We start from the raw sequence: 23,838 nt of genomic DNA, 5'->3' as shown, positions 1-23,838 counted from the left end.
GTTATTGCTTAACCCCTACAATGCTTTTATTAAACTTAAATAACAGCACTAAACAGGCAAACGAAATAGCCAGTAAAATAAGTGAAAGCTGATGCGCCGCCGTATAATTTAACGATTCAACATGGTCATAAAGCGCAATAGACACCACCTGTGTTTGCCCCTGAATATTACCGCCAATCATTAATACCAAACCAAATTCACCCAATGTATGCGCAAAACCTAAAGCAAACGCGCTACCAATACTGGGTTTTAAAAGCGGGATAATTAAATGCACAAAGCGTTTAAACGGACTCAACCCAAGCGCAATGGCAGCTTCGTTATAGGTTTGATTGATATGTTTAAACCCAGCCACAAGCGGCTGCATTACAAAAGGCAGTGAATAAAAAAGCGAGCCGATAACCACGCCCTGAAAACTAAACGCAAGCTGCGTACCCGTTAGCCAAAACCAAAACTGCCCAAAAGCGTGATCAGGCGAAAATAAAACAAGTAAGTAAAACCCTAATAATGTAGGCGGTAGCACTAAAGGCATTGCAATTAATGCCTCTAAAAATGGTTTAAATTTACCGTTATAGCCAGCGAGCTTGTATGCCAGTGGAATACAAAAAATAAGAAGGAGTACTGCGGTTATAAAGGCAAGTTTTATAGTTAACCACAGCGCAGTTAAATCACTTTGAAGCATTGTTGTCCTTTATTCTGTAACCTAATTCAATTAACTGCTGCTGCGTAGCGTCCATCATTAAAAATTGCATAAGTTGCTTAGCGCTAGCATGCTTTTTAGTCGAGCTAATAATAACGCCTTGTTGAATTATATCGGGATATTGATTGGTAGGCAGCACGGTATAATCTAAATATTTTTGATCTTGCGTGTTACGGTAAGCCGCCTTTAGTGATGAAACAGCCACCAGCCCTACTCCTACATTACCACTTTGCACAAACTGAAACGCATGCGTAATATTATTCCCGTAAACATAATTTATTGGTTTTTTAAAATGGTTATTCGCGTAGTGCTCTGAGGCACGTCCGTATGGTGAAAAACGCGGATTAGCAATGGCTACTTTATCATTTACTTTTTCAGCTTTGGGTTGCCACAAAGCAAGTTCGCCTAACGCGTAAGTGATCAAACTACTTTGCTCGGCATAACCTTCTTTAATAAGCGATTGCGGGCGAAAATCGTCAGCCGATAAAAACACATCAAATGGCGCGCCATGCACTATTTGCGAATATAAAACACCGCTAGAAGCGGCTGATATTTTCACGTCAACATTAGGTAATGGGGATTTTTTTAGTAGGGTTTCCAATACAGTTTTAAAATTACTTGCTACGGCTACATGCAGCGTTTCTTTTGCGTTTACGCTGCATGAAAGCATGCATATCACACACAAAAAATAACCCAACCATGTATTGTAAAGCTTTGACATTATAAGTATTGTTTCAAAATAAAATGATTTAAGTAAGCAATATATATGAACGATGTTTGCAATGCACCCGGTTTATTACCAATTGAAACTGCAATACAAAATATACTTGGCACAATAACGCCTGTTAAAGACGTTGAAACCATTTCTATAATGCAAAGTGTTGATCGCGTTTTAGCAAGCGATGTTAAGTCAACTATAAACGTACCCGCTCATAACAACTCAGCAATGGATGGCTATGCGCTGTGTATTTCAGATAAAAGCTTAACCTACACACAAGTAGGCAGCGTGTTTGCAGGTCAAGTTTTTGAAGGAACGCTTACCCCAGGGCAATGCGTAAGAATAATGACCGGCGCCGCCATTGCACCTGGCGCTAACGGCGTTGTAATGCAAGAAAACGCCTCGGTTGATGGCGATAAAATTACGTTTACTGCGCAACCTGAGCTAAATGAAAACGTGCGTTTTGCTGGCGAAGATATTGCTATAGACGACGTTATTTTAAAAGCAGGCGATAAATTAAAAGCCGTTGATGTGGGATTACTGGCATCTTTAGGAATTGCGAATATAGATGTGGTAAGAACCCTAAAAATAGCCGTGCTTTCTACAGGCGATGAGCTAATAGAACCTGGTCAGCCTCTTAAGCAAGGCGCTATTTTTGAAAGCAACCGCGCTGTTATTATTAGTGCGCTGCAACAAAAAAATATAGACGTGCTTGATTTAGGAATAATCCCTGATGACAAAGAACTCATCACTAATGCATTTTTAAAAGCGAACGAACTTGCCGATGCCGTAATAAGCTCAGGCGGTGTATCGGTTGGTGAAGCCGACTTTACCAAAGAAGTGCTCAACGAAATTGGCAATATCCACTTTTGGAAAATAGCCATGAAACCAGGCAAACCTTTTGCCTTTGGTAAATTAAGTAACAGTTACTTTTTTGGCTTGCCAGGTAACCCTGTGTCGGCTGCTGTTACGTTTAATCAGTTAGTAGAGCCTGCACTGCAAAAGCTGTCGGGTCTTGGTGACGTAAACCCTAAAATGCGCTTTAACGCTGTTACTACATCCGTCATTAAAAAGCGCCCTGGCAGAGCTGACTTTCAGCGCGGTACTGCAACAATTAACGAACAAGGTGACTTGGTAGTTGCCCCGTTTAATAAACAGGGCTCGGGTGTACTTTCGTCGCTTAGTAAAGCTAACTGTTTAATTGTAGTTCCGGCGCAAAGCGGCAATATCGAAAAAGGCGCAACAGTAAGTATTGAGTTGCTATAAAGCCTAAAATGCTACAGCTAACTGTATAATTTAGCTGTAGCGCTGCAAACCTTAAAATATTTTTATATTTAATGTTTGAATTAAACAATTTAACTTTTCGCTACGCCCTACAAACTCTTCCTTACTTAATCTATTAACGCACTTCAGCGCGTTTTTAGTAGCAAAGTATCTATCATAACTTAGGCTTCTTTCGCATTTAACACTATACGTTGAGGGCCAAGAGCCACCTGCCCCCGTTGCTATGCCAACAACGTTACATGTAGCGTCTATATACTGCTCCCATGCTTTTATTTGTGCTTTAACTGCATCAACTTGGTAATCATCAGTTAGTTGCGGGTAAATTTCATCCATCATTTTACTGATTTTAGTTTTGTATCTATTGCCCTCTAAATTATAAATATTGCCAGTATGCATTGCACCGCCTTCTGGCCAACCATCAGCACTTTGTGCAAATGCGCCAAATGATGAAATAGCAAAAGCAAACCCAATAATAATTTTATTCATTTTAAATCCTTTTAACAGATACCTGTAGAAACGCTCATAAAAAATGCCGCAGAGCTTAGCTGAGCGGCATTATATTATTCAATAAGCTTTTAAAGAGGTCTATTTAAAAGCCAAATATTTTTAAGTGGAAAAACTTAGTCGCCACTGTATTAATAAATATCACAGCTAAAATAACAGGAATAAACGTTGAAAGTGAAAAGTTAACGTACTTTTCCATAAAGCTTCCCGCATAATTAGGCGAACCTAAGCTTAGCTCTTGTGTTAAGCGTGCTTTTTTCCAGCGGTACATTACAAACAAACACACCATTAACCCATTAAGCGGTAAAATTGTGTCGTAAAATACATCAACAATAATATCAAAAAAGCTCTTATTAACGCCGCCATAACTGGTGAACGAAGTAAGGCTGTCAATCATACCAAACGACATTGTACATAAAATAGTAAGTACGCCGGTTGAAAGTGTAAGGATGCCCAATGCTTTTTTACGGCTAATACCTTTGCGGTCACTTAGGGTTGCAGTCGGGACTTCTACTATTGAAACAAGTGAGGTAATTGCTGCAAAAAAGACTAATAAGAAGAACGAGAATGCAACAATAGATGCACCTACATAGCCAATATCATTTTGCAGTGCTAATAAGATTTTAGGTAGGTATACAAAAATCATCGATACAGACGAGTCAGAAAGTGCAGCAGGGTCTGTATTTGGATCAAAACTAAATATAGCCGGTAGCACCATTAAACCAGCTACAAACGCAACAAGTGAGTCAGTAATAGCAACCATTTTAGCGCTACTTACAATGTCATCCTTTTTAGAAATATACGACGCGTAAGTCATTAAGATACCCATGCCCAAAGATAGCGAGAAAAACGCTTGGCTTAATGCGCCATTTAAGACACTTGCATTCATTTTAGAAAAATCAGGAATAATATAGTATTTAACACCGGCCATTGCGTTATCAAGCGTTAATACATAAATAACGAGGGCAAGCAGCATAACCAATAAGGCGGGCATTAAAAACTTAGCGGCTTTTTCTATGCCCTGCTTAACACCGCCTAATAAAATTAAGTTCACCATAATAACCACAACGGCCATATAACCAAACACAGTGTAACTATTGATAAAAACACCAAAGTGGCCGGGATCTGCTAATAAATCTAAATTACCTAGGCCTGTTTGCGTTAAATAGCCAAAAATCCAAACAGTAATTACCATATAAAATACAGCAATCATAAATGGCGTAAGCACGGCTAAAAAGCCTGCAAACTTCCATTTTTTATCGTTATTAGATAATAGCTTATACGAACCAAGTGGATCTTTTTGAGCGTTACGACCCATTGCCATTTCAGCCATCATGACTGGTAAACAAATGAATACGACAAATAAAGCGTAAATTAATAAAAATGCGCCGCCGCCATTTTTAGTAGCAGAAACCGGAAAGCCAACTAAATTACCAATACCAACAGCCGAACCTGCCGCCGCTAATATGAATCCGAGACGGGAACTAAATCGTTCTCTATTTTCGCTCATGCTTGAAACCTTTTTATTATTTTGTATATTTCAGCGACTCTACCAGTGTTACACAGAGATTTTCAAGCAATTACAGTGTAAAAATAAAATCGATGTGTAAACCTGTGTAAATACGCTTTTAATTCACCAATTTTCAACGCTGTGGTAGTATTGCGTTAATCAAATTTAACAATTTTTATGAGATTACTTATGTTGTACATGATTCATTCAACAGACGTTGAAAATAGCTTAGAGCTCAGAAAAACAGCACGCCCTGCACATTTAGCGCGCCTTAGTGAGCTTGATTCTCAAAATCGTTTACTTACCGCGGGTCCATTTCCGGCAGTCGATAGTGAAGATCCTCAAGAAGCAGGTTTTACCGGTTCATTAGTTGTTGCTGAGTTTGAGTCAATTGAAGCCGCTCGAGAATGGGCAGCAGCTGACCCTTACGTTGCCGCTGGCATCTATGAAAATACAGTTGTTAAACCTTTCAAAAAAGTATTCCCTGCTTAAAAGTGTATTAAACCCTAAGAGCGTGCGTTGCACTGTAATTCAGGGTTTGTTCACAAGATTTTAATTAAAATTACCAAGATGAAAGCGAATTTAGCGTTTTTACTTGAATTTTAGTAACTTAGTTCATTAAACTAAGTGGGTCTGGTCTAGGAGTTTTCCATTATGCGCGTATTATTAAGCCTCGGTTTTATTGCTTGTGTTAGCTTAGCTAACTTTGCTCAAGCAGCGACGGCCGCCCAAGCATCTCATGCTGAGGTGGACAAAAAGAAAGCCGTAATACTTGCAAAGAAAACAATAGGCGGTAAGACCTTAAAAATTACCGAAAAAACAGATTTTTATACCGTACGAATACTCAAATCTGACGGCCACGTCGTTGATTTACATATAAATAAAAAAACCGGCGAAGTGAAAAAGGATTAACAAATGCGAATTTTAGTTATTGAAGACGATTTACATTTAGCAGATAACCTACGTAATGCTTTAGAAAAAGAACGTTACAGCGTGGATTTATGTCACGATGGTGAAGCAGGTCTTTTCCACATTACAGAATACCCGCTTGATATGGCCGTAGTTGATTTAGGTTTACCTAAAATAGACGGTATTGAGCTAATCAATAAAGCACGAGCACAAGGCATTACTATTCCTATTTTAATCTTAACAGCGCGCGATCGCTGGCAGGATAAAGTAGAAGGTTTAGATGCAGGTGCTGATGACTACCTTACCAAACCATTTCATGTTGAAGAACTTATTGCACGTTGTAATGCATTAATTCGTCGCAGTGCTGGTAAAGCAAATCCAGAAATGACTGCGGGCCCAATTAAAATTCATACACGTTCACAACAAGTATGGGTTGATGATAAAGAGCTTAGCCTTACAGCTTACGAATATAAAGTACTTGAATACTTAATGGTAAATCCGCAAAAAGTAATTTCTAAATCAGAACTTACTGAGCATATTTACGACCAAGATTTCGATCTTGATTCAAACGTAATTGAAGTATTTGTACTACGTTTACGTAAAAAGCTTGACCCTGATGGTGTGCTAAACCCAGTAGAGACACTACGTGGGCGTGGTTACAGGCTTAAAAGCCAGTGGTAATACCGCAAATATCGTTAAAAATAAGGCAAGGATTTATCCTTGTCTTTGTTTTATTAGTCGCGCTCCCTATCTTATTTTATTCAATTGGCAAAGCGTATTACGCTTCACTTGTTGATGCGACTGAAAAAACTCTCGAAGCACAGCTTTACTCGCTAATATCTGAAGTCGACTTTACTGAGCATGGTATTATTATGCCCAGCACTATTTTAGCGCCTGAGTTAAACAGATTAAATTCAGATACCTACGCAATGATTTACCGCGATGATGCTCCTGTTTGGAACTCAGAATCGGCTGTAAACTTAAACTATGTACCAGAGCAAATAGAAACCAAAGCCGGTGCCGCCGATTTCAGGCGCGTGGAGTATAATAACACCGCTTACTGGCAACTTAGCCTGACTGTAATTTTAAATAACATAGACCAGTCTGAACAAGCTCGCTTTATATTAGTTAAACGCAATGAAGCTCTACTTCGTTTAATGGATGGCTTTAAGCAAACCCTTGTAGATTGGATGTTTATAATGGGCATTGCAATTGCAGGCCTGATGGCGATTGGTTTTATTTGGAGCGCTCGCCCACTCCAACGACTCGATAAAGAAATAAAAGCAATTGAATCGGGTGATATTCAAGAAATTAAAGGCCTCTACCCTGTAGAATTGCAAACAATAAAAGCAGACCTAAACTTGCTACTTGAGTCGCAACAACGCCAAAAAGAGCGCTACAGAGCCTCATTAAGCGACCTTGCTCATGCACTTAAAACACCGCTTGCGGTACTTAAATCAAGTCCATTGGCAAACGATGCCGATGCACAAGAACAACTCGACCGAATTAATGTGATGATCGAGCACCAATTAAAGCGTGCTGCAACCGGTGCATCAGACACCTGGAAAAAACAAACACCTATTAAGCCAGTACTCGATTCAATACTCAGTGCTATGGCAAAAGTGTACCGTGATAAAGATATTATTTTTACCTGCACCGTAACCGAAAAAGATTACTTTTTAGGTGACCAAACAGATTTAATGGAATTACTTGGCAACCTGATTGATAACGCCTGTAAAGCGTGTCGCTCACAAGTAGCAATACAAGTTATTCAAAGCAAAACTTTGTGTATTGGAATTAGCGATGATGGCCCTGGCGTACCAGAGGACAAACGTGAATCTCTACTTACACGGGGTACTCGTCTGGATACATACGAAAGCGGACACGGCGTAGGGATGGCAATTGTATCTGACTTGGTTAAGTCCTATCGCGGTACACTTACCATTACAGAAGCTGATAACTTAGGCGGCGCTCAATTTATTTTAGAGTTTAATTACAATGACAAAAAGTAACCATTTATTACAACTAACTGCCATTGTGTTATTAGCTTCAAGCCAATACAGCTTTGCAGATGAGGCATGTGCTTTAACCGCTAAAGCAACAACCGATGAAGCTAAGCGATATATTCAATGCCTAGATAGCCAAATTGATAAAGCAAAACAAGCACAAGGTAGTTGGATACAAAAGCGTAAATATGAGCTAACTCAATCACAAGAAAGCACAGGCAATACGCAAGTACTGCCGTTATTCATGCGCAGCATTAAAAATAACGAAAAGTACCTTGAGAGCGCCTGCCAATGGCGTTACTTAATAAAACTTCCTGATGCGACAACCGCAGCCATTAGCTATAAACAGTGTGAAATTGAGCTTATAAATCAATTTACAGAATCACTAAAACACCCATTTTGACGTAACTTAAACACACTAAACTAGTTACGTTTATTTACTCACTCCCTTTAGCTTACTTGACAATTTATTCACATCAAAACAAACTACCTACTAGTAGATTGCTAAAAAATAATGGGTAAACAGATGACTAAACCAGTAATTATTATAGGTGGCGGACTTGCTGGTTTATACAGTGCGTATAAATTACAACAACTTAATATTGAGTACTTATTATTAGAAGCTAAATCGCAATTAGGTGGCCGAATTTTTTCCGCGCAATCACCAATAAATAATGATGTTAGTTTTGATTTGGGTCCTACGTGGATATTTCCCCACCAACCAAAAATTCAAGCGCTAATAAAGTCACTCAACTTAAGTATATTTGAGCAATACCATAAAGGTGATGTGTTATATCAAGCACCTAACTCCAAGCAACCTCAACAAATTGCAGGCGCTGAAGATATGCAACTATTTAGACTCAAACACAGCATGAATACCTTAATAACTGCCTTATATGAGCAGCTTAATCCTAATTCAGTGCTATTAGAACACAATGTCACTGAGCTTAAAAAAGGTGATAATAACTGGCAAGTTACTGTTAATCACTTAGGCAATATAAAGCACTTTACTACTGGCAAATTAATTTCAGCAATTCCTCCTCGTATGGTTACAACGCATTTAACACCTGAACTATGGGCGACTCCAACACTCATAAACCGCCTCAGTAGTGTACCTACATGGATGGCAGGACAGGCCAAGTTTATAGCTACTTTTGAACATGCATTTTGGCGTGATAAAAACTTATCTGGGCAATGCTTTAGCCGCGTAGGCCCTATGGTCGAAATTCACGATGCCAGTGCTGAGGATAGTAATTACGCCGCATTATTTGGCTTTATAGGTGTGCCCTACTTATCACGAAACCAAGTAACTCAAGAGCAATTAATTCAAGCCTGTGCCCAACAGCTCAGCTACTTTTATGGTAAGGATGCTGAAAAGGCAACCGGATACTGTATTAAAGACTGGGCAGAGGATAAATTTGTAGCTAATAGGGACGATCAAACTCAGCCTTCACAGCACCCAGAATTTGATTTTTCAAACTTGGAAGAGCAATTAAGTAACCTCAATATTCATTTTGTAGCGAGTGAGTTTGCAAAACAAGAAGCAGGGTATTTAGAAGGCGCAATAAACGCAGTGGATGACGCTATTAAATCGTTTATTAATTAATAGCCCTGTATTTATTGATAACTTAACCATCAAGGGTTTTAATTTTACAGCCCTTGATGGTTATAAATGTTAGTTATTTTTAGTAACGTCTTCACCACTGCCCAGTAAAGTGGCAACCCACTTGCCTTCTGCACTGGCTTCTAGGGCTATTTTTACAATCATTGTTAATGGTACAGATAAAAGCATACCCACAGTACCTAATAACCAGCCCCAAAATATTAATGATAAAAACACCACTAACGTTGAAAGACCCAGCCCTTTACCCAAAAATTTAGGCTCTACAATATTACCCATTACCGTATTTATTGTTAAATACCCTGCAGCAACAAGTCCTGCCACTAATGGGCCTTGAGTAATAAGGGCAAGTAATACAGCTGGTACAGCCGCAATAATTGAACCTATATTTGGAATGTAATTGAACATAAATGCCAAAACGCCCCAAAGCACAAAGTAGTCAACGTCTAAAATCCATAAATAAAACGCAGCAATAATACCCGTCCCTAAACTTACTAGCGTTTTAATTGCCAAGTATGAATTAATAGATTCTAAAAAGCGGTCAATTTGCTTCATTTTACTATCAGGGTCTTCAAGTGCCATATGTATTTTCTTGCTCAACATTGGCCCTTCAAACAGCATAAAAACAACCGTTAAAATAATTAAAAACATGTTTGCCATTACGCCACCTAACCCAGTGAGCATATTAGTGGCCACATCAACCATTTTGCCAGGGTCGAACATATTAATTAACTGATCTTTATTGATCAGTATATTGTATTGAGATGCTAAATCGACCAGCCACACAAATTCTTCTTTAAGTTGTGTTTTATACTCAGGAAGCTGCTGAGAAAAATCGTTGATAGATTGCCCTACAAGCCCGCCAAGGCTTACCCCTAAGCCAACTATAATCAGCACGACCAACATAACAGCAATGCCTTTAGGAATTTTGTAGCGCGCAAAAAACTTGATAAGCGGATTACAAATAATGGCAATAAATGCCGCCAAAATAAACGGAATAATAATTACACTCGCGGCTTTTATTCCAGCGAGGACCACTACTAAGGAAGCAAAAACTATTAAGCTTTTATTTACTCCAGTTAAACTTGCCAATTTATTAATCCTTTTATTAACTATATCGTCCCAGTGTAAGGCAAAAGGTAATTAAATGAAATAATTACGAAGTGATCATAAAAGCCTGTTTTACGTATAAATTTGCAAAGCTGTTTGCTAGCGAGTATGTTTTTTAATCACTTGCTTCTATTTTATTGTAAGGATAAATAATGCATATATTTATAACTGGCGCGACCGGATTAATTGGTAAGCACTTATGCCCTTTTTTACTTCATCATAATACTGTTACTGTACTTAGCCGCAATCCAACTAAAGCAAACGTATTATTAGGCCACAAAGTTAAAGCCGTAAGTGACATTAGTGATGTTGACTTTAACACTGTTGATATCGTTATTAATCTCGCTGGCGAGCCGATTGTAAATAAACGCTGGAGCGACAAACAAAAGCAAATAATACGAAACAGTCGTATTGATATTACACAGCAAATTAGTGAAGCAATTAAAGCCTGTAGTACTGCTCCGCATACTTTTATATCTGGCAGTGCAATTGGTTTTTATGGTCGACAAAATAGTAATCCTATTGATGAAACTTTTGAACGCCCACACGATGAATTTAGCCACCAGCTTTGTAAAGACTGGGAAAATGCAGCACTACTCGCCCAATCAGAACAAACCAGAGTATGTCTTTTGCGAACGGGTATTGTTTTAGCTAAAAAAGGAGGTGCACTTGGAAAAATGTTGCCTGCTTTTAAATTATGCTTGGGTGGCCCGATTGGTAATGGCGAGCAAGGCATGTCGTGGATACACATCGACGATATGATTCAGCTAATACTCTTTATTATTAAACACCCAGAAATATCAGGCCCTGTTAACGCAACAGCACCCAACCCTGTAAGCAATGCTCAATTTAGTAAAAGCTTAGGCGAGGCGCTCTCTCGACCTGCATTTATCACTATGCCAACCCCAGTACTTAAACTATTAATGGGTGAAATGTCAGACTTACTAACAACGGGGCAATTTGTAGTCCCTAAAAAGGCACTCGTTAACAATTATCGTTTTCATCATCCTGATATAAAATCGGCTTTAGAGAGCTTGGTTTAGCGGGCGTTAATATTCGTTCAGTTAAAATCCCTTTCAAATTAGATATATGGGTAAATTACTACTTTTTACCCATATTGACCTTTAAACATTAATACATAATAATCAGCACGTTTTCCACGCCAACCACGCCTATCTTTAATAAAAGAGAATCTTAAATGCTACACCTGCCTACTGTGATCAGTCTCTCTTTTATTCTTAACGTATTAATAGGCTTGTTTTTTTTATCCGTACATAACTTTAAAAAACAAACATCATTTTTATTATTTGGCCTAGCGTGCATTACCTTTGCATTTGCCGAGTTACTTGCCTGTTTAAAGTTAGTAATAGACGCGCCTTTTATTACTCACTATTTGGCTGATATTTTTATATTACTAAGTCCATTGTTAATTATTATTGGGTTAAATAAATATAAGCACAGTAAGGCACTAAACTTAAAACCTCTGTATTGTCTCCTTGGATTAACGGGGGTTGCTTTATTACCCATATATTCAGACCCTGCAGGGCAAATGCTGACAAGCTTAATTATTTCGGTTTTATACCTATATTCCGCATATATTATTAAGCAGATGAACTTTGTAGCCACTTTGCAAAAAAAAACGCTGATAGTTTGTTTTTCAATTCACAGCATTTTAATGCTTATACAAACAACACTGTTGGCAATATCTATTTTTAGTACTAATTCGCCAAACTACATAGAGCCACTGCAACTTATCTTAAGTAGCCATTTAATTTTGGCCACTTGTAGCGCACTAATATTGCCATACCTGCTGGCCTCTAATACAGAGCATACACTTTCAAGCCTTGCTAACACCGATACTTTAAGCCAATTACTTAATCGCCGTGGCTTTTTTACAAAAAGTAAAGAAGCACTAAGTGATCCTAAAAATATAGACAAAAATGTGTCTGTTATTTTGCTCGATATAGATTTTTTTAAACGTGTAAACGATCAGTTTGGTCACGAAGCGGGCGACCACGCAATTAAGTGGATATCTCACTTTATTAAAGAGCAATTTTTAAATGTAGGTATTAGTGCCAGAATTGGCGGAGAAGAATTTGCCATTTTACTACCTGATTACACCCTTAGTGCAGCAAAAAGTGATGCTGAGCTATTAAGAAAGAATATAAGCACTCAAGCTTTTTATCATGAAAATCAGCATATAAAACTTTCCGTAAGCGCTGGGGTAAGTAATGCAATTAATGGGAATGCAACTATAAAAGAGCTGCTCGCTTATGCCGATAAACGCCTTTACTTAGCTAAAGAAACAGGCCGAGACAAAGTAGTAACCTTTGATGAAAAAAGCTTACTCACGAAAAGTTAATTGCTTTTAAGTGACTTATAAGCGCATTAAAAACAACTATATTTACACTACCATATTTTATCTAGCTAACACCTATCCATAAAAAAAGCCCTTCATTAGAAGGGCTTTGGTATACACACAATAAAGTTAATAAACTACTTACAAGACAGCGTAGCCTCGTCCGCTTTATTTGGCACAAACTGAATATTAGCTACAGAAATTGATGCTTTACCATTGCTGTGCAAGCTAAATGGGCTTGTAAGGCTTGCAAAATTAACACCCTTATCAGCAAAACAACCTAAATCGATTGATACTGACTGCCATTTATTTTCAATAGTTTTATCCACGACGTTTGCTAAATCAATGCTTGCACCACACTCACCAGAACAAGTCATGGCAAGGGCTACATCGCTCGTGAGTGCTTCGTTTAATTTAATATCAAAGCTAATCACACTGTTTGCTTCAACGTAGGCAATGGTATCTTCTGCAAAGCTTGTTACTATTTCAGCACTGGCTTTTTCTGCACCGCTGAAGTTAAATTGGCGCGCGTCTTCTTGTACTGTTTTGTCCTCAGTACGGTATTTAATTGCACCAAATTCATGCGTACTACTCGATACATCTAAAAGCTCATCGCCCGATTTTAACAATAAGCGCCATGGTGCTACAGGTGCACCAACAAGTATATCCATACTCGTAAGCCCTGAGTTATCAAGTTTAGAGTCTTCATCAAGGTCGTCAGCTAGCACGTTTTTATCGCCATACGTTAAACCAAAACCATAAGGAAGTAATGGGTCGTAATTTTCATCGCCTTTATTAACCGCAGTTTGTACCGCCGATTTAGGCCAAGAAAACGATAGCTTACCTTTAAAGTTATTTTGGATGGTGCCGTCTGCCGCTTTTAATAACACATCAGCAATACCCGCACCTTCTGTACCTGGTAACCATGCAGCTACAAACGCATCAGATGCGTTAAGTTCGCTGTTCACCCACATAGGTCGACCTGAAATAAACACAGATACAACAGGGATGCCTTGCTCTTTTAACGAGCTTAAAAGTGCTAATGACTTTTTATTTCCGCGCTCAAACTCAAGGTTATCTTTATCGCCGTGCCCTTCTGCGTATGGTTCTTCACCAAATACAACAATGGCAACATCAGGACGCTGTTCAAAAGTACCATCAGCACTTAAAGTAACACTTCCACCTGCTGCAGATATTTGCTCTTCAAGCCCTTTGTAAATTGACGTTGCTCCAGGGAAGTCTGCATTTTTGTTATTGGTTCCTTGCCACGTAATACTCCAACCACCAGACTGTTTGCCTATATTATCGGCACCATCACCAGCAACAAGTACGCGTTGATTAGCTGCGATAGGTAATAGGTTATTTTTATTTTTAAGTAATACAAGCGATTCGCGCACAGCTTGACGTGCTACTTCGCGATGCTCTTGAGCGCCAATAAGCTCTGTTTTACCCGAGTAAAGACGCTTAGCCGGACTTGGTTTATCAAATAACCCAGCGCGTAACTTAACGCGTAATATACGTGCCACCGCATCATCAATGCGGCTCATACTTATTTTACCTGCTTTTACTTGTGCAATTGTATTTTCATATAGCGGCTTCCACGCGCCTGTTGGCACCATAAAAATATCAAGGCCAGCATTTACCGCTTCTGGGCAGCTTTCGTTAGTACAGCCTTTAATTTGCCCATGGCCGTTCCAATCACCCACTACAAAACCATCAAAACCCATACGTGTTTTTAATACATCTGTAAGTAAGTATTTATTGCCGTGATTTTTAACGCCATTCCAGCTATTAAAAGATGCCATAACAGATTGACTACCCGCCGACAAACCACCTACGTAACCTTGAGCATGAATATCAAATAGCGATTGCTCGCTGTCTATATTATTTCCCTGATCATCCCCATCAACGGTGCCGCCATCGCCAATAAAGTGCTTAACCGTGCTAATAACGCGCTTATCACTTAAAAAGTCGCCATCGGCTTTACCTTGCAATCCATTTACAATCGCTGCTGAGTAATCGTGAACAATTTTTGGATCTTCAGAATAGCCTTCGTACGTTCTGCCCCATCGGTCGTCTCGTACTACTGCTACAGTGGGTGCAAATACCCAATCTATCCCCGTAGCCATTACTTCTACTGCGGTAATAGACGCTATTTGCTCTATTAAATCGGGGTTATTAGCCGCACCTAAACCAATATTATGTGGAAAAAGTGTCGCGCCAATTACGTTATTATGACCATGTACTGCATCGGTGCCCCACATAGTCGGAATTTTGCTGCCATCCACTGAGTCATCAATAGATGCTTGATACATTTTTTCTGCAAGTGCAACCCAATCCTCTGGTGTTGCATGCTTATCGCCATTAGGAAAAGCACCACCGCCATTAAGATAAGAGCCAAAACCATATTTACGCATGTCTTCAACGGTAATATCACGAATTTCTGGTTGAATCATTTGCGCTACTTTTTGCTCAAGCGTCATATTTTCTAAAAACGTGACAATTTGAGCTTCAATAGCAGGGTCTTTTTTCACTGCAATTGAAAGCTTTGGCCAAATTTTCTCAAGCTTTGATTGCGCTTCAACATTTACTTTTTCAACATTGCTTTCGTTAGTACATCCGCTTAGTGCAGTAACACTTCCTACTAACGTTGCAATTGCTAATGCATTAAGTTTAAAAGTCGTTTTCATTATGATGGCTCCTTCACTAATACTGGTTTGCTGCCTCGTAGGCCGTAAAAAACAATAAATATGTAACATAAAATAGGTAAAACATACGAAAGTTGAACACCCACACTATCAGCAAGCGCACCTTGTAAAAGTGGCACTATTGCACCACCTACAATCGCCAAACACAAAATACCAGACCCTTGAGCGGTATGCTTACCAAGTCCATTTAACGCTAAACTAAAAATAGTTGGGAACATAATAGAATTAAATAAACCAACCAATAGGATTGACCACATTGCTAATTGACCCGACGTGCTCATGGCAATAATGACTAAAATAATAGCCATGGTTGCGTTAAAGCCAAGTACTTTACCAGCGGGTAGTTTTTGCATTACAGCAGCACCAATAAAACGCCCAACCATAGCACCACCAAAATAATAAGTGATGTAATGAGCTGCAACATTCTCTTTTAGCCCTGCTATATTTTCTTGTGCTAAAAAGCTTACTAAAAAGCTACCAATTGCCACTTCGGCGCCTACATACATAAATATACCCACAGCACCTAATACAAGATGGCGATACTGCCAAGCACTGCCTTCAATTGCTTCTGATTTTTCGGCTTCTGCTTTTTGCTCGCTCATAATGTCTGGTAATTTAAGCCAAGCAAAAATACCGGCTAGTAAAATCAGCATTGCAGCTAAAAGGAGGTAAGGAAGTTGAACTGACTCTGCATTTTGAGCCGGTGTTAAAAAGGCTTCTGACGCTGAGTCTAGAATTAACAGAGCACCAAATGATGGCGCAACAGTAGTACCTAATGCATTAAAAGCTTGGGTAAGCGTAAGTCGAGACGATGCAGTTTTTGGTGAGCCCAACAAACTTACGTAAGGATTAGCAGATACTTGCAATAACGTTATGCCGCTGGCAAGTACAAATAAAGCGAATAAAAATACAGAGTAACTATGTAAAGACGCTGCTGGGTAAAATAATATACACCCGGCTGCTGCAATTAATAATCCAATCACAATCCCTTTTTTATAGCCCACCTTTTTAACTATATAACCACTTGGAAGTGACATTAAAAAGTAAGCGCCAAAAAAGCAAAACTGAACCAACATGGCTTGTACATACGTTAAGTTAAATACGGCTTTTAAGTGTGGGATTAAAATATCATTTAAGCAGGTTATAAATCCCCACATAAAAAATAATGTTGTTAGAGAAGTTAATGCAAAACTGTAATTTTTATCCTGATGGTTTTGCGACTGTGTGTGTGTTGTCACTGGTGCTGAACTTGCCATGTGTTCTCCGTATTTTATTATTATAAATCTATTCTTAAGCTGCCCTGTTTTAGTTTTCAGCTGTCTTTAAACCATCCAGAAGCATTAAAGAGTTGACCTAAGAATTAATAAACACTAACCTTAAATGTAAGCGCTTTCATATGCAATTAAATACGAACAAGCTGTATATTTCAACACTTTTTATTTTTTGTACCCTCATACAGCATTAATTAAGCAAAAACACAGAGCTGATTTCTCTGTAAATGACTAACAAAAGGTTTGTTATTAATGACTAAATTATCACTACCACCCCATTCACCGCTTTTATCTAAAAACTTTGTATACGGTGTGGCCACAGCTTCTTTTCAAATAGAAGGCGGATCACAAGATCGTCTCCCATGTATTTGGGACACTTTTTGCGATACGCCCAATAAAATAGTCGATTGCTCAGACGGTCATACCGCGTGCGATCACTATAACCTTTGGCGTGATGATATAGACCTTATTGAGTCACTTGGCGTAGATGCTTACAGGCTTTCTATTTCATGGCCGCGCGTGATGACACAAGACGCAAAGTTAAATCCTGTAGGCGTGAAGTTTTATACTGATATTTTAGATGAGCTAAAACGTCGCAATATTAAAGCCTTTGTTACTTTGTACCACTGGGATTTACCGCAACATCTTGAAGATGAAGGCGGTTGGCTTAACAGACAAACAGCTTACGCTTTTGAACATTACGTAAATTTAATTACCAAAGCCTTTGGCGATCGCGTTCACTCTTACGCCACATTGAATGAACCATTTTGTAGTGCGTTTTTAGGTTACGAAATTGGTATTCATGCCCCAGGTAAAGTGGGTAAAGAATATGGCCGTAAAGCAGCGCACCATTTATTATTAGCCCACGGACTCGCTATGAGCGTATTAAAGCAAAACTCGCCTAATACATTAAATGGCATAGTGCTTAACTTTACGCCGTGTTATAGCCTTACTCAAAGTGATGAAGACTTAAAAGCCACTGCATTTGCAGACGACTATCTTAATCAGTGGTATATAAAACCAATAATTGATGCCCAATATCCTGATATAATTAATCAATTACCATTAAACCATCAGCCTGAGATTCTTGAGGGCGATATGGAACTAATTTCTCAATCTATTGATTACTTAGGTATTAACTTTTATACCCGCCAAGTTTATAAAGCGCACCCTACTGACATTTATGAGCCTATTGCGCCTACAGGCCCGCTAACTGATATGGGGTGGGAAATTTACCCGCAATCGTTCACCGACCTGCTCGTATCGCTTAATAAAACATACACCTTACCGCCTATTTATATAACCGAAAATGGTGCAGCAATGCCCGATACGTATAATAATGGTGAAGTTAACGACTTAGACCGTTTAAGTTATTATAATACTCATTTAAACGCGGTTCATAATGCAATTGAACAAGGTGTTGTTATACATGGCTACTTTGCTTGGAGCCTAATGGATAACTTTGAATGGGCAGAAGGCTATTTAAAACGTTTTGGTATTGTGTATGTAGATTATAAAACCCAGCAACGCACTATTAAAAACAGTGGCTTAGCTTATAAAGAACTCATCTCTAAAAGATAAGAGCATACCCATAACTAAAAACAAGTATAAAGCGGGATAAATAATCATGGTCAGTGTAAAAGAAAAAATAGCGTATGGCTTAGGCGACACCGCCAGTAATATTATTTTTCAAACAGTTATGATGTTTTTAATGCTGTACTACACAGACGTAGTGGGTTTATCACCCGCTGTTGTCGGTACTATGTTTTTAGCAGTACGTATTTTTGATGCCGTAACCGACCCATTAATGGGCAACCTTGCTGACAAAACACATACGCGCTGGGGGCACTTTCGCCCCTATTTACTGTGGCTTTCGCTTCCTTTTGCCATTATTAGTATTTTAGCGTTTACTACGCCTCATTTAGAAGGCACCGATAAAATAATTTACGCCTTTACTACTTATACACTACTTATGGTGGCTTACACCGCTATCAATATTCCTTATTGTGCATTGGGCGGTGTACTTACAAGCGACGTAAAAGAGCGCGTGACTATTCAGTCTTACCGCTTTGTATTTGGTATGTTAGGCGGCGTAATAGTTGCGGGTTGTACTATGCCAATGGTTGAGTACTTTGGCCAAGGCGATGCAGCTAAGGGCTATCAATACACCATGACTGCAATGAGCATTTTAGGCTTTGTACTGTTTTTAGTTTGTTTTTTAGGCACAAAAGAGCGTATACAACAGCCAAAAGAGCAAAACATTCCTTTTGCCCAAAGTGTTAAAGCATTAGTTAAAAACGATCAATGGCGAACGCTTTGCTTAGCTGCGTTCTTTTTACTTACCGGTCAAGTATTAAGGCTTACGCTTGCTGTTTACTACGTAAAATACTATTTAGGTCGAGACGATTTAATCACCCTCTTTATGACTCTAGGCGTTGCAGCAAGCATGCTAGGGTGTGCTTTAGCTCAACCGCTTGCAAAGCGCTTTTGTAAAATAAAAGCCTATATAAGCTTACAAGTTATTGCTGCCGCTATTTGCGGATTTAGCTACTTTATTAGTGAAGATCAATTAGTACTCGCATTTACAGCCTTTATTTTATGGAAATTCTTTTTAGATATGGCAACCCCGTTGTTGTGGGCAAAAATGGCCGACACTATAGATTACGGGCATGAAAAAACTGGTGTACGCATTACCGGTTTAGTTTATTCAGGTGTCATATTTTTTATTAAAATGGGCGTGGCAGTAGGCGGCGCAATTGCAGGCTGGTTGTTATCTTTTTATAGCTATCAGGCTGATGTAGTACAAACTATTGATACTCAACACGGTATTTTACTGTCATTCACTGTACTACCTGCTTTTGGCTCATTATTTGTTGCCTACATAATGAAAAAATATACACTGACTAATCAGGTTGTTGAAAATATTCAATCTAAACTAACAGCTAGTTAAGATATATACTCTAAGGTATTATTTAGCCGAAGTAGTTAAGGATAAGCGAGTGAACAAATAACATGGCAACAATTTATCAAGTCTCAGAGCTTGCGGGCGTATCGTTAGCCACCGTTTCTCGCGTGATGAACAAAAATACCCGTGTAAGCGATAAAACCAAACAAAAAGTGCTTGATGCTATGGCGCAGCTTGGCTACAAGCCTAATTCAATAGCGCAATCTTTAGCCTCTAACTGTACTAACAGTGTCGGTATTTTAGTGTCTGAGTTACATGGTCCTTTCTTTGCCCAAATGATGGCAGGTATTGAGTCGGAGCTTCGTGCTGCGGGTAAACACGTTATTATTACCACCGGGCACAGTGAAGAAGACAAAGAACAAGAAGGCATTGAGTTTTTAATTAGCAGACGCTGCGATGCTATTATTTTGCACGTAGAAGCCGTTTCAGACGACTACCTAATAAAACTAAGTAAAGGCTCTACGCCCGTTTATTTAATGAGCCGTTACGTAGAGCAATTAAAAGATAACTGTATCAGTTTAGATAATCAATTAGGTGGCTACCTAGCCACTAAATCGATATTAAATCAAGGCCATACACAAATAGCGTACATTGCAGGTCCGCAGTTTAAAGCCGATGCTTTTAACCGCTTAGAGGGTCATAAACAAGCACTCACAGAGGCTGGTATTAAATTTGATCCTGCGCTTTATTACATTGGGGACTTTAACGAAACCGGTGGTAGTAAAGGCTTAAAACATTTTATTGATGAAAAGCTTAGCTTTACTGCACTAGTGTGCGCCAATGACGAAATGGCTTCCGGTGCTATGAAATATGCTCGAGAGCACGGTTATAATTTACCAAACGATTTATCGATTGTTGGATTTGATAACGTTATTTTTGCAAATTATCTGTACCCTACACTCACGACGATTGATAATCCGATCGGAAAAATGGGCGAAATGGCTGCTAAATTAGTGCTTAAAGATGTTTATCAAAATAAAAACCTTGTTATAAATCGCTTTTTTGAACCTACTTTAATGCAGCGTGATTCATCTGCACCACTTATCAAATAAAGACTAAAAGCGAATACTAATTTTGGTACAAAAAAGCGGCTAAATGCCGCTTTTTATATGTGAGCTACTTAACAATCCAAGGCGTTACTTTAATAACCTGCGATATATCGCCAAGTGACGCGGTATCATCTTCCCAGTTATCTTTAACTGCAAAATAACACACAGACTTTTCGCACGTTATGCCCTTATCATCAAATTGCATTGGGCTTTTAAATGTAACCGCCACGCCCTTTTGCTCTGGTAATAAAAACCACATTAATTTACTTACAAAAAAGCCCGACAAATCAGTTAACAGCTCATCAAGTTCTTCGTTAATGGTATATAACGACTGCTTTGAAAATGTTAAATCTTCAAGTTCGTTTGCTTCTATTTGAAGTTTTAATTGGCAGTCATGATCTGGATTTTGTGGCTGCACCACAATAACAGCTTTATCTGTATCAAGTTGCTTATCGAACGGTAATAATAGCTGTGCTTTATCGGTGAAGTTAAGTGGGTACTCGTTTCTTTCAGTTAAAATAGTGCCGCTTTTAATGGCACACGCTTCATTAGTTGCTATATCACTTATATAAAAATTAACTCGCGCATATTGGAAGTCGCCTTTGTTAACAACTTTTAATCGGTCATAAAAACCGTCATACGACATAACAAATTCTCTTGCATTAACATTAAATGCACTCATGCCCAGCAGCACTAACGCAATGGCGTTGGTGCAATTAAAAATGTATTTATTCATCAAAGTAGGCTCTATTTTGGCTAATCATCGTGTTTAGCTCTTCTATATACGCTTCACCGCGCTCAGAGTAAGACATTAAACCATGTGTAAGTTCAGTCGCTAAAATTGGTTTTTGCTCAAGACGTAAGTTTTCACGTATTGCGCGCAAATCTTTATAAGCAGGATGCGTATTTATGTTTTTAAAATAAGAGTTTATAGCAGCTCTCACCGATTTAAACGCAGCAACTTCGTGTGCAGCTCCAGTATTACGGCGTTTTGGTACCATGCCACAACCTTTTGTGTAACACCACTGACCAAAAAAGTTAAGGCCAATACGTGCAAAACGCGATGTGCCCCACGCAGATTCATTTGCAGCTTGCATAAGCGCTAATTCTTTAGGAATTATATCAACACGGCGTAGTGCTTGCGTAAGTATTAGCGTATCAATGGTGGTTGGTAAGCCGTACGACTTTAATATTGCTGCAATATCTTTGCTTTGCTTTTTTTCTAAAGGTAATTCGTTTTGTAGCATCATGCGTGCTATTTCAAGCTTAGCGCGTTGCTGTAATATTTTTTTGTTTTCGGCTTCAACGTGCGGACGAATAAAGCTAAAAAATGCATGTTTTTTTTCTTTAACATCACTAAATTCTGAAAACTTTGGCAGTTTTACATTATGTAATGGTTTTTCTTTTTTCTTCACTTTTTTTGGTTGTTCTGACGTTTGTTCATCTAGCTCAACATCATCATTTTGTATAAACGGATATGCAAGCGCCCATACAAAAAACACGGTTAGTAAAAGCTTAAAAATCGTTTTTAGCATGTATTCTCTCTTTGAAACAACAACTATGCATGGTTAATACACAAGCATACGAAGGCGCATTATACCTAAGCCACTTTATAAACGCGAATAACTGGGGTTTGATGACCTTTTACGGTTGAATTTTCAGCAGTGTATTTGGTTTTAGATAAAACAGAGCCTATGTAGTGCATTTGTTCATTCGCAATTTATAAGTCCATGGGTATACTGAGCAAAGTTTAATAATATTAACTATGTGTGAGTAAGCAGTATGGATAAACAATGGCAAAGCCGAATAATAGAGCAATATAAACATCGTCCTAACGATAACCGCTCGCCGTGGCAGGTCGATCGTTCGCGTATTATTCATGCAGCTGCATTTAGGCGTTTGCAAGCTAAAACCCAAATTATGGGTATTGGCCTAAACGACTTTTACCGCACTCGCCTTACTCACTCTTTAGAAGTGTCGCAAATTGGTACCGGCATATTGCGCCATTTAAAAGCGCAACATAGCGACTTTACGCATTTTCCATCAACAGGACTGCTCGAAACACTGTGCTTGGCGCACGATATTGGCCATCCGCCTTTTGGCCATGGTGGTGAAATAGCGCTAAATTACATGATGCGCGATCACGGTGGTTTTGAAGGTAACGCACAAACACTGCGCATAGTTGCAAAACTTGAGCCTTACAGTAATGGGCACGGTATGAACCTAACTCGTCGTACTCTATTAGGATTTATAAAATACCCTGCGTTTATTAATACGCTTTGGCATACCATTCCCGACGCAACAACCGGTCGTGCATTTATTAAAGCTGATGATTGGCGACCTGCCAAAGGGTTATACAACGACGATGCAACCATATTCAATTGGATAGTAGAACCACTGAGTCAAAACGATAAAACGTTGCTTGGCAACCACGCTGCAATTGATAAGTACCGCGCTAAAACAACCTATAAATCGCTCGACAGCGCCATAATGGAGCATGCCGACGATATAGCATACGCGGTACACGACTTAGAAGATGCCATTGCAACTCACGTACTCACATTAGACGATTGGCAAACTCATGCTTTACCTCATTTAAAAGCACTTAACTTTGACTGGTTAAACACCATGCTTGAATCGCTGACCCAGCGCTTGTTTTCAAAAAATGATTATGAGCGAAAAGATGCCATAGGTGAGCTGGTTAATACCTTTATTATTCATATACATTTGGATATTCAAAACGATAACTTTGAATGCCCTATTTTAAAGTACACCGCTAAATTAGATGCCCAATACGACAGTGTGTTGCAAATACTGAAGCATTTTGTGTTTCAACGCTTAATACGTGACCCCGAAATGCAACAAATAGAATTTAAAGGGCAAAACTTACTAATAGAGTTATTTACCGCGTTTGCTAGCGACCCTCTGCGTTTATTGCCCGAAACAACACAAGCACAATACATAGAAGCGCAAAAGCAAAACCAAGGGATGCGTATAATTTGCGATTATTTGAGCGGCATGACCGACGAGTACGCCTATAAAACGTATCAACGATTGTTTTCACCTATGCAGTAGCTAACTGCTAACATTAGAAAGGCCGAGTAAATTAAATTTACTCGGCCTTTTT

The 23,838-nt window shown here is 38.9% G+C and carries 22 protein-coding genes; 13 read left to right on the top strand and 9 right to left on the bottom strand.

What is annotated here, in order from left to right; all coding sequences use genetic code 11:
• Position 1 precedes the first annotated feature (1 nt).
• Both modB and modA read right to left on the bottom strand, forming a co-directional pair.
• On the bottom strand, positions 2-679 hold the full coding sequence (gene modB / locus H5115_RS12810; protein WP_007375247.1) for a molybdate ABC transporter permease subunit: 678 nt from the start codon (positions 677-679) through the stop codon (positions 2-4).
• A complete protein-coding gene (modA, locus tag H5115_RS12805) occupies positions 666-1,367 on the bottom strand; it encodes a molybdate ABC transporter substrate-binding protein (protein ID WP_259396399.1) in 702 nt (233 codons plus the stop codon). The genes modB and modA overlap by 14 nt, the downstream gene beginning before the upstream one ends.
• A 96-nt stretch (positions 1,368-1,463) precedes the next feature.
• Here modA and glp point away from each other — a divergent pair, with 96 nt between their 5' ends.
• Entirely contained in the window at positions 1,464-2,681 is a 1,218-nt protein-coding gene (gene glp, locus H5115_RS12800; RefSeq protein WP_182672210.1) for a gephyrin-like molybdotransferase Glp, read from the top strand.
• A gap of 51 nt (positions 2,682-2,732) precedes the next feature.
• Here the strand turns inward: glp and H5115_RS12795 are convergent, their stop codons facing one another.
• Complete coding sequence (locus H5115_RS12795) at positions 2,733-3,185, bottom strand: hypothetical protein (protein ID WP_039488107.1); 453 nt, start codon at positions 3,183-3,185, stop codon at positions 2,733-2,735.
• A gap of 103 nt (positions 3,186-3,288) precedes the next feature.
• Positions 3,289-4,713: a sodium-dependent transporter gene (locus H5115_RS12790; RefSeq protein ID WP_165744344.1), complete on the bottom strand. Its 1,425-nt coding sequence runs from the start codon at positions 4,711-4,713 to the stop codon at positions 3,289-3,291.
• Between the two features lie 189 nt (positions 4,714-4,902).
• Here H5115_RS12790 and H5115_RS12785 point away from each other — a divergent pair, with 189 nt between their 5' ends.
• The 6 genes from H5115_RS12785 (at position 4,903) to H5115_RS12760 (ending at position 9,234) form a co-directional block, all read left to right on the top strand.
• Complete coding sequence (locus tag H5115_RS12785; protein ID WP_182755619.1) at positions 4,903-5,205, top strand: YciI family protein; 303 nt, start codon at positions 4,903-4,905, stop codon at positions 5,203-5,205.
• A 162-nt stretch (positions 5,206-5,367) separates the two neighbouring features.
• Positions 5,368-5,625 carry a PepSY domain-containing protein gene (locus H5115_RS12780; protein WP_182755617.1) on the top strand — a complete coding sequence of 86 codons (258 nt, stop codon included), beginning with the start codon at positions 5,368-5,370 and terminating at the stop codon, positions 5,623-5,625.
• A 3-nt stretch (positions 5,626-5,628) separates the two neighbouring features.
• Positions 5,629-6,303, top strand: a complete 675-nt coding sequence (locus tag H5115_RS12775; protein WP_002959806.1) for a response regulator transcription factor — start codon at positions 5,629-5,631, stop codon at positions 6,301-6,303.
• Entirely contained in the window at positions 6,297-7,634 is a 1,338-nt protein-coding gene (locus H5115_RS12770; protein ID WP_182755616.1) for an ATP-binding protein, read from the top strand. The genes H5115_RS12775 and H5115_RS12770 overlap by 7 nt, the downstream gene beginning before the upstream one ends.
• Positions 7,621-8,031, top strand: coding sequence for a hypothetical protein (locus H5115_RS12765; protein ID WP_182755614.1), 411 nt, complete (start codon positions 7,621-7,623; stop codon positions 8,029-8,031). The genes H5115_RS12770 and H5115_RS12765 overlap by 14 nt, the downstream gene beginning before the upstream one ends.
• A gap of 123 nt (positions 8,032-8,154) precedes the next feature.
• Complete coding sequence (locus H5115_RS12760; RefSeq protein WP_182755612.1) at positions 8,155-9,234, top strand: FAD-dependent oxidoreductase; 1,080 nt, start codon at positions 8,155-8,157, stop codon at positions 9,232-9,234.
• 69 nt (positions 9,235-9,303) lie between these two features.
• On the opposite strand, the gene H5115_RS12755 is transcribed toward H5115_RS12760, so the two are convergent.
• On the bottom strand, positions 9,304-10,341 hold the full coding sequence (locus H5115_RS12755) for an AI-2E family transporter (RefSeq protein WP_024595420.1): 1,038 nt from the start codon (positions 10,339-10,341) through the stop codon (positions 9,304-9,306).
• A 170-nt stretch (positions 10,342-10,511) separates the two neighbouring features.
• Here H5115_RS12755 and H5115_RS12750 point away from each other — a divergent pair, with 170 nt between their 5' ends.
• Together H5115_RS12750 and H5115_RS20240 are read left to right on the top strand one after the other, a co-directional pair.
• Positions 10,512-11,402 (top strand): TIGR01777 family oxidoreductase, encoded by an 891-nt coding sequence (locus H5115_RS12750; protein WP_002959795.1) that lies wholly within the window; start codon positions 10,512-10,514, stop codon positions 11,400-11,402.
• Positions 11,403-12,034: 632 nt separating this feature from the next.
• Complete coding sequence (locus H5115_RS20240) at positions 12,035-12,721, top strand: GGDEF domain-containing protein (protein ID WP_259396398.1); 687 nt, start codon at positions 12,035-12,037, stop codon at positions 12,719-12,721.
• A gap of 134 nt (positions 12,722-12,855) precedes the next feature.
• On the opposite strand, the gene H5115_RS12740 is transcribed toward H5115_RS20240, so the two are convergent.
• Entirely contained in the window at positions 12,856-15,408 is a 2,553-nt protein-coding gene (locus H5115_RS12740; protein ID WP_182755608.1) for an exo 1,3/1,4-beta-D-glucan glucohydrolase, read from the bottom strand.
• Complete coding sequence (locus H5115_RS12735) at positions 15,408-16,682, bottom strand: sugar MFS transporter (protein WP_182755606.1); 1,275 nt, start codon at positions 16,680-16,682, stop codon at positions 15,408-15,410. Before H5115_RS12735 ends, H5115_RS12740 begins: the two co-directional genes overlap by 1 nt.
• 267 nt (positions 16,683-16,949) lie before the next feature.
• Between H5115_RS12735 and H5115_RS12730 the strand changes: the two genes are divergently transcribed.
• The 3 genes from H5115_RS12730 (at position 16,950) to H5115_RS12720 (ending at position 20,714) form a co-directional block, all read left to right on the top strand.
• Entirely contained in the window at positions 16,950-18,278 is a 1,329-nt protein-coding gene (locus H5115_RS12730) for a GH1 family beta-glucosidase (RefSeq protein ID WP_182673457.1), read from the top strand.
• Positions 18,279-18,324: 46 nt separating this feature from the next.
• Complete coding sequence (locus H5115_RS12725) at positions 18,325-19,647, top strand: glycoside-pentoside-hexuronide (GPH):cation symporter (RefSeq protein ID WP_182755604.1); 1,323 nt, start codon at positions 18,325-18,327, stop codon at positions 19,645-19,647.
• A gap of 62 nt (positions 19,648-19,709) precedes the next feature.
• Entirely contained in the window at positions 19,710-20,714 is a 1,005-nt protein-coding gene (locus H5115_RS12720) for a LacI family DNA-binding transcriptional regulator (protein ID WP_182755602.1), read from the top strand.
• Positions 20,715-20,778: 64 nt separating this feature from the next.
• On the opposite strand, the gene H5115_RS12715 is transcribed toward H5115_RS12720, so the two are convergent.
• Both H5115_RS12715 and H5115_RS12710 read right to left on the bottom strand, forming a co-directional pair.
• Complete coding sequence (locus tag H5115_RS12715; RefSeq protein ID WP_259396397.1) at positions 20,779-21,447, bottom strand: DUF2987 domain-containing protein; 669 nt, start codon at positions 21,445-21,447, stop codon at positions 20,779-20,781.
• Complete coding sequence (locus H5115_RS12710) at positions 21,440-22,246, bottom strand: glucosaminidase domain-containing protein (protein ID WP_024606443.1); 807 nt, start codon at positions 22,244-22,246, stop codon at positions 21,440-21,442. Before H5115_RS12710 ends, H5115_RS12715 begins: the two co-directional genes overlap by 8 nt.
• Before the next feature lie 247 nt (positions 22,247-22,493).
• Between H5115_RS12710 and H5115_RS12705 the strand changes: the two genes are divergently transcribed.
• Positions 22,494-23,786, top strand: a complete 1,293-nt coding sequence (locus H5115_RS12705) for an anti-phage deoxyguanosine triphosphatase (RefSeq protein ID WP_182681130.1) — start codon at positions 22,494-22,496, stop codon at positions 23,784-23,786.
• Positions 23,787-23,838: the final 52 nt, after the last annotated feature.

The sequence above is a fragment of the Pseudoalteromonas sp. SR44-2 genome, assembly GCF_014163745.1.
Classification (GTDB): domain Bacteria; phylum Pseudomonadota; class Gammaproteobacteria; order Enterobacterales; family Alteromonadaceae; genus Pseudoalteromonas; species Pseudoalteromonas distincta.
The sequence above is the reverse complement of the archived record's forward strand: the minus strand, read 5'-3'. Positions and strand labels throughout refer to the sequence as shown.

Excerpts from the sequence above, each read along its gene's own strand:
- modB (WP_007375247.1), bottom strand. The coding sequence starts at position 679 with ATGCTTCAAAGTGATTTAACTGCGCTGTGGTTAACTATAAAACTTGCC.
- modA (WP_259396399.1), bottom strand. The coding sequence starts at position 1,367 with ATGCTTTCATGCAGCGTAAACGCAAAAGAAACGCTGCATGTAGCCGTA.
- glp (WP_182672210.1), top strand. The coding sequence starts at position 1,464 with ATGAACGATGTTTGCAATGCACCCGGTTTATTACCAATTGAAACTGCA.
- H5115_RS12795 (WP_039488107.1), bottom strand. The coding sequence starts at position 3,185 with ATGAATAAAATTATTATTGGGTTTGCTTTTGCTATTTCATCATTTGGC.
- H5115_RS12790 (WP_165744344.1), bottom strand. The coding sequence starts at position 4,713 with ATGAGCGAAAATAGAGAACGATTTAGTTCCCGTCTCGGATTCATATTA.
- H5115_RS12785 (WP_182755619.1), top strand. The coding sequence starts at position 4,903 with ATGTTGTACATGATTCATTCAACAGACGTTGAAAATAGCTTAGAGCTC.
- H5115_RS12780 (WP_182755617.1), top strand. The coding sequence starts at position 5,368 with ATGCGCGTATTATTAAGCCTCGGTTTTATTGCTTGTGTTAGCTTAGCT.
- H5115_RS12775 (WP_002959806.1), top strand. The coding sequence starts at position 5,629 with ATGCGAATTTTAGTTATTGAAGACGATTTACATTTAGCAGATAACCTA.
- H5115_RS12765 (WP_182755614.1), top strand. The coding sequence starts at position 7,621 with ATGACAAAAAGTAACCATTTATTACAACTAACTGCCATTGTGTTATTA.
- H5115_RS12760 (WP_182755612.1), top strand. The coding sequence starts at position 8,155 with ATGACTAAACCAGTAATTATTATAGGTGGCGGACTTGCTGGTTTATAC.
- H5115_RS12750 (WP_002959795.1), top strand. The coding sequence starts at position 10,512 with ATGCATATATTTATAACTGGCGCGACCGGATTAATTGGTAAGCACTTA.
- H5115_RS20240 (WP_259396398.1), top strand. The coding sequence starts at position 12,035 with ATGCTTATACAAACAACACTGTTGGCAATATCTATTTTTAGTACTAAT.
- H5115_RS12740 (WP_182755608.1), bottom strand. The coding sequence starts at position 15,408 with ATGAAAACGACTTTTAAACTTAATGCATTAGCAATTGCAACGTTAGTA.
- H5115_RS12735 (WP_182755606.1), bottom strand. The coding sequence starts at position 16,682 with ATGGCAAGTTCAGCACCAGTGACAACACACACACAGTCGCAAAACCAT.
- H5115_RS12730 (WP_182673457.1), top strand. The coding sequence starts at position 16,950 with ATGACTAAATTATCACTACCACCCCATTCACCGCTTTTATCTAAAAAC.
- H5115_RS12725 (WP_182755604.1), top strand. The coding sequence starts at position 18,325 with ATGGTCAGTGTAAAAGAAAAAATAGCGTATGGCTTAGGCGACACCGCC.
- H5115_RS12720 (WP_182755602.1), top strand. The coding sequence starts at position 19,710 with ATGGCAACAATTTATCAAGTCTCAGAGCTTGCGGGCGTATCGTTAGCC.
- H5115_RS12715 (WP_259396397.1), bottom strand. The coding sequence starts at position 21,447 with ATGAATAAATACATTTTTAATTGCACCAACGCCATTGCGTTAGTGCTG.
- H5115_RS12710 (WP_024606443.1), bottom strand. The coding sequence starts at position 22,246 with ATGCTAAAAACGATTTTTAAGCTTTTACTAACCGTGTTTTTTGTATGG.
- H5115_RS12705 (WP_182681130.1), top strand. The coding sequence starts at position 22,494 with ATGGATAAACAATGGCAAAGCCGAATAATAGAGCAATATAAACATCGT.